Origin of the sequence: Winogradskyella sp. (assembly GCF_013213975.1) — a bacterium.
In the GTDB taxonomy this organism is placed as follows: domain Bacteria; phylum Bacteroidota; class Bacteroidia; order Flavobacteriales; family Flavobacteriaceae; genus Winogradskyella.
Genome location: NZ_JABSST010000115.1, coordinates 1 through 6,790, shown reverse-complemented (window position 1 = coordinate 6,790; position 6,790 = coordinate 1). Strand labels below are relative to the sequence as shown.

2 protein-coding genes and 1 pseudogene are annotated in these 6,790 nt (G+C 34.4%); all 3 read left to right on the top strand.

What is annotated here, in order from left to right:
- Nucleotides 1-306: 306 nt before the first annotated feature.
- Nucleotides 307-3,135, top strand: coding sequence for a triple tyrosine motif-containing protein (locus HRU49_RS13660; RefSeq protein WP_296358112.1), 2,829 nt, complete (start codon nucleotides 307-309; stop codon nucleotides 3,133-3,135).
- A 253-nt stretch (nucleotides 3,136-3,388) separates the two neighbouring features.
- Nucleotides 3,389-6,565, top strand: a complete 3,177-nt coding sequence (locus HRU49_RS13655; RefSeq protein ID WP_296358109.1) for a glycoside hydrolase family 2 TIM barrel-domain containing protein — start codon at nucleotides 3,389-3,391, stop codon at nucleotides 6,563-6,565.
- Between the two features lie 13 nt (nucleotides 6,566-6,578).
- Nucleotides 6,579-6,790: pseudogene (locus HRU49_RS13650) on the top strand (carbohydrate-binding protein); the annotation flags it as partial.

Sequence of the window (6,790 nt, the reverse complement as noted above, 5' to 3'; positions counted from 1 at the left end):
GGAATTGGTAGACACGTTGGACTTAAAATCCAATGGCCATTATGGCCGTGCGGGTTCAAGTCCCGCCTTCAGTACAAGTTAAAGCTCGAACAATAGTTCGGGCTTTTTTTGTGTCAAAAAACACCTGAAGTTTAACAATAAGATTTATCATTTTAAGTGATTATGTTATCAGAAAATTAAATATTAACTTAGATCAATTTTATTATTTTATAATAAAATTTGTATATAAGATTTTTGATTCAACACAACATAACAATACAAAATCCCTATATTTACTAAGTGTCATAACTTAACATAGTTGTCTAGGTGGTAATTTCAAAGGTATATATATCAGAATTTGTTAAAATCATTGGTTTTGTTTTTATACTCTTTATAGTATTAAATCTCAATTCGCAAGAAATTCCTCCAATTCAGGTTTTTTCTCCAAATGACTACAAGGCGGAAGACCAAAATTGGGACATCACACAATCCGATAATAACTTTATTTATATCGCTAATAACGCTGGTCTTCTGGAATATAATGGTGCTAGATGGACCTTATATACATCTCCGAATAATGATATTTTAAGATCGGTGAAATCTGTTGGGGATAAAATTTATTCTGGAGGTTATATGGATTTCGGCTTTTGGACTAAAGATGAGTTTGGCAAACTTAAATACAAATCTTTAGTAAAAGAAAACACTATTTCTGTTAAGGAAGATGAAGAATTCTGGGATATTATTCGTTTTGAAAACTATATGATATTCCAATCCTTTGAGCGCATATACATATATAATGTAGAAGAAAAAAATGTAGATGTTATTAATTCTGAAGAGCGAATTAATAAAATGTTTTTAGTTAATGAGTCTATTTACTTTCAAAAAATAAATGAAGGACTTTTTAAAATTGTTGAGGGAAAATCAGAATTAGTCGTCTCGTCTGAAGACCTCAGTAATTATGAACTGGTTAATTTATTTACTCTTGGAAGTGATTTACTCTTACAAACCCAACAGAATGGGTTTTTTACTTATGTAAATGGTGTTGTTGAGAAATGGAATACAGACTCAGACGAATTTCTTGACAGTATAAGCGTTTATAATAGTATAAGGTTGAAAAATGGCGGATTTGTTTTAGGAACTATTTCGAATGGTGTGGTTTTATTGGATGAAGATGGAAGCTTAATTCAAAAGATTGAACAAATAGATGGATTAAGTAATAATACTATTTTATCAATCAAAGAAGATACTTATGGTAATATTTGGCTTGGTTTAGATAATGGTATTGATGTTATTAATTTAAGTTCCAAATACCGTGTTTTTATCGATGAGCAAGGTGTTCTAGGAACTGTTTATACGTCAATTATCGTAGACAATATTTTGTACTTAGGTACCAACCAAGGATTGTTTTATAAAACCTTAGATTCCAGTGAAAAATTTCAATTTCTCGAAGGTACGAAAGGGCAAGTTTGGAGTTTGACATATTTGAAGGGTACTTTGTTTTGTGGACATGATGAAGGAACATTTGTAATTAATAATAATACCGCTCAAAAGATTTCAACTGAACTTGGCGCTTGGGTAATTAAGCCTGTAGAAGGTAAGGATAATTTATTGCTTCAAGGAAATTATAATGGTCTAAATATCTTAGAATTAAAAAATGGAGAATGGAGTCACAGAAATAAAATTTCAGGATATGGAATGTCTTCAAGATTTGTTGAATTCTATAATTCTAATGAAATTTTAGTCAATCACGAGTACAAAGGAATATATAAAATCAAACTTGATAAGGACTTTAAGAAAGTAATTAAAAACGAAAAGATTAATATTGAACAGGGTTTAAAATCTAGCCTGGTTACTTACAATGGTTCTGTTTTATATAGCTATAAAAATGGGGTCTTTAGGTTCAATAGACAGTTAGAGACATTTGTTATGGATTCTACATTAACTCGACTTTTTTCAGGAAATACTTATGTATCTGGAAAGTTAATATATGAAGACGAGAATAATAGACTATGGGGTTTTACTAAAGAGAATATTATTTATGTAGAGCCAGGCATATCCTCAGGTAATCCAGAAATAAATGTCATCGAGATATCTGATGCTATGCGCAAAATCAAAACAGGTTTTGAAAACATCATGCAGGTTAAAAATGATAAATATCTAATTGGAAATAGCGAAGGGTATATAATTTTAGATATATCAGAGTCTACAACTAACTCTTACGAAGTCAGTTTTAATGAAGTTTCATATTCCTCCTTACATAATGAATTTAATTCTTTGGACTATAGAAAAGAAGTTGAATTACGCAATAGGCAAAATAGGCTTCATTTTAGTTATAGTGTGCCAAATTACAATAAACTTGTAAGTTCAAAATATCAATACAAATTAAAAGGTATATATGACAACTGGAGTAATTGGTCCAATTCATCAGAAGTAAACTTTGATAACTTACCATATGGCGATTATGAATTTAAGGTAAGAGCTAAAGCTGGATCTGTGGTTGTTGATAATTCCTTATCCTATAAATTTTCAATTGAAAAACCATGGCACCTTAAACCGCTTGCAATTATTTCTTACATCATTTTGGGCTTGGGTATATTATTTATTATTCACTTTCTTAATAAACGTCACTATAAGAAGCAAAAGAAAAAGGTTGTTCAGCAGCAACAGAGAGAGCTAGAGATGAAAAATCTGGAAACGCAAAGACAGTTGGTACAATTTAAAAATCAGAATCTGCGACTTGATATCGAAAACAAAAATAGAGAATTAGGTGCTGCTACTATGAATTTAGTAAAGCGTAATGAATTGCTTAATACTATAAAAGACGAATTAAATCGTAGTAAGTCTTCGGATGATGTAAAGCGCGTAATAAGAATGATTAATACAAGTCTTAATAGTACCAACGATTGGAAATTATTTGAAGAAGCTTTTAATAATGTCGATAAAGACTTCATGAAGAGAATTAAGGAGCTTCATCCTTCTATTACTCCTAATGATTTACGTCTATGTGCCTATTTGAGGTTAAACTTGTCATCAAAAGAGATTGCTCCTTTACTCAATATTTCTCACAAAAGTGTTGAGGTAAAGCGATATCGATTGAGAAAAAAGATGGGATTAGATCATGATCAGAGTCTTGCAGATTATATTTTAAAAGTATAACTCCTATACAAGATCAATTTTTAACTATACAAAACCTATACACTATAGGTTTTTTGAATCTTGTGAACATATTATTTCAAAATTCTTTAATACTTTCTATTCGCTATACAAGGGAGGTTTTAATGCAAATTTCGCAAAATTATCGTGAGTTTATTGCGATGTATGTTTTTTGTATAGTCCTAGATTAAGGATTCGTTAATATTTTGTTATAAGTTTCAGAAAGCTAATCAATACAACACGTAATAATTATAGTATGAAAAAATTTCTTTTAAAATTATTGCTCTTCTTTTTTACGATTCCAATAGTGGCACAATCGACTCAGGTGTCAGTTGAGAGTAATACAGAAGGACAAAAATTAGTTGTAAATGGAAAACCATTTATTATCAATGGTATGAATTGGGATTATTTCCCAATAGGAACAAATTATTCTTACAGTCTCTGGAACCAATCCGATGATATCATTAGGGCTGCGTTGGATGAAGAAATGGGACTTTTAAAAAATATGGGAGTAAATACCATAAGAGTCTACACGGGAATCCAGCCAAAATGGATAGAATATATTTATGAGAATTATGGCATCTATACGATGCTTAACCATTCATTTGGGCGATATGGTTTAACAATTAATGGTGTTTGGACACCTGTTACAAAGTATGATGATGAAGAAACTAAGAAATTATTGTTGTCTGAAGCAACTGAATTGGTAGAAACATACAAGGATACCCCTGGTCTTCTGTTATATCTATTAGGAAATGAAAATAATTACGGGTTGTTCTGGGCAGGTGCTGAAACGGAGGACTTTCCAGATGAGGATGATCAGCGAAGAGCGGTTGGTGAGAGTCGAGGAAGACCAATGTATAAATTAATGAATGATGCTGCATTAGCAATGAAATCTGCTGATGGTTCTCATCCAGTTGCAATTTGTAATGGGGATGTCTTATTTCTAGACATCGTTGCAGAAGAATGTCCAGATGTTGATATCTACGGAACAAATATGTATAGAGGTGTGTCTTTCACGGACGCATTTGAGCGCATTAAAAATGAATACGGAAAGCCGGTAATGCTAACCGAATTTGGTGCCGATGCATTTAATGCACTAACAAATCAAGAAGACCAAAGAGCTCAAGCTTATTATATGGTGGGTAATTGGAAAGAAATTTATGAGAATGCTGCAGGTCTAGGCAAGGCGAATAATTCTATTGGTGGTTTTACTTTTCAGTTTAGTGATGGCTGGTGGAAATACGGTCAGACTACTAATCTCGATGTTCATGACAACAATGCAACTTGGGTAAATGGTGGTTATCCACATGATACAGAAAATGGGTCTAATAATATGAATGAGGAGTGGTTTGGAGTTTGTGCAAAAGGATCGACTAACGAAAGAGGACTTTATACGCTATATCCAAGAGCGGCATACTATGCTTTAAAAGAAGCACATAGCCTTAATCCTTATGCTGAGGGTATGGATATGAGTTTTTTAAATAACTATTTTAATAATATTAATTTAATGGATGCAGTGCTCAGAGCCCGTGGAGATAAAGCGGCTTTGGGAGGAAATGATTCAGAGAAAATTAGGATTAGTCGCTTGTCAGCTCAGTTTACAACATTTAACACCGGTGGAAGTCTTATTACAACCCCAGAGACTGCAGACGAAACTAACAACACTTTTCCTAATCAACTAGGGTTTGATCACATGCAGTCTTATTTTGTTGGTATTGAAGGAAAACCTTCTGCAAGTATGAGGGCTGAGGCAACATTCAATATTTTAGGAAATGTCGCTGATAATCCAATCAATGAAATCTTTTACGAAAATGTAAACCGACCTTACACCGTACAAGATCCAAATACTGGCGAAAATATCACTATAGACGATAATAATAGATTAAGGTTATATCAAGCAGAGTTTGAGTGGAATCATAAAGATTTTGATGTGAGAGGATTTTATCGTACTGGTCATTATCATTGGGCATATGAAGGTGATTTCTTTAACCTATATCCAGAAGCTAATTATGGACCAAATTTAGATATTTATAACGGTGAAATTTTGGGGCTTGAGTTAGATGCCAAAGGAAAATTAGATGGTTTAAAAGCTGCCTTTGGACCCCAATTATGGTGGGGAGCAAACCCAACAGCATTATTAAAGTACCAGCGTAAGTTTGGGAAGTGGGATGTAACAGGAATATATCATCGGGATCTAGATACTAACTTAGAGTTTGATGCTACTGGGCGTCGTGTATTAAATGCTAATCAAGTTCGAAGTGGTATTATTCCAGCTTGGCCAACGGAAAGAGCAACACTTGTGTTAGAGCGAGAATTTGGGAAATTTGATATTACTCTCGGTGGTATTTGGGGTGGAAGCCCTCTTAATGGAAGTACGTTCCAAGCGATAAATGATAACAACGAAGTGGTAGAAGATCAGATTTCTGGGAGCGATAATTGGGGTGGGAAATTTAAAATCACTTACGAAGGCGGAAAGTTTAATTGGTATGGTCAAGCTTCGTACATGGGTGTAGTTGCCGCTGGCGGTACAGACCAAACACAGACTTTTACTGGTTGGCGATTAAAGGACAGTGGAAGTGGTAACATGGTTAATGCACTTACAGGTTTTACATATTCTTTTGGGGATTTCCAAGTAGCGCCAAATTTCATGTATCAAGAACCATTGGTTGATCCTATTCCAAATAATTTTGGTGGTGCTGCCAGGCTTCGTAACATCATCGACGACCCTTTCGCTGTAAGAGAAGGTAATAGAGAAATGTTTGGTTCTGAAATTTTATTCACTTACGATCCAACTCCAGGCACATGGATGTATCAATGGGATAATGACAGAGCAGAAGATGCGAAGTTTGCTATGAACTTAGGGTTTGTATATCGTCGATTGCCAACGAGTATGGATGCCCATATTGGATTCTTAGCTGATCGTACATTTTTTGCCTTCCCAAACTCTGTGCCTGCAGAAGATCTCTGGGAGGTGCATTCAAGAATGGTGTCGAAGCTTAGTTCAGACTTAGGTGTTATCGGAAATTTCTATTACGGTAACGGTCAAGGTAACGGAGATTCAGACAGAACCATTACACGATTTGGTGCGGATGTGAGAGCCATTTATAGAAAGAATATGCTTCAAGCACATGTAAAGGTTAATGATTGGGGGCCTTTTGATTACCACAGAGATTTTAACTTGACCTTCCCTTTACAGTTAATGTTAGATTTATCAACGTCTTTAGGAAAACCAGATTGGTTTATCCTGCCTAGTACTAGAATAGGAATTAGAGGAACATGGAGATCCTTAGATGAGTTCTCTCCTAGGTATGCGCCAACAGCAGCGCCCGCGGGGACAGGTACCGCCCCCCCTGTGTTAAGCCCTGCAGGGTTTCCTAACGGTTCAGAATGGGAAATAAGAACTTATTTACATATCAATATCGGAAAATAAAAAAGCTAGATAAATGAAACAATTAAATCAAATACAAGCAAAAGTATTTTGCCTATTAAGCTTAATTTCAATGGCTTTCTTAGGCTGTGAAAGAGATATACCATCAGATGCTCCTGCAGCAACATTTCCAAATATTGCTGAGGTATTTACTGACGCACCCGTTAATTTGACAGACGAGTTTTTCATATCGTTTGATCCAGCGGGTGGAGCATATGTTAATGGATT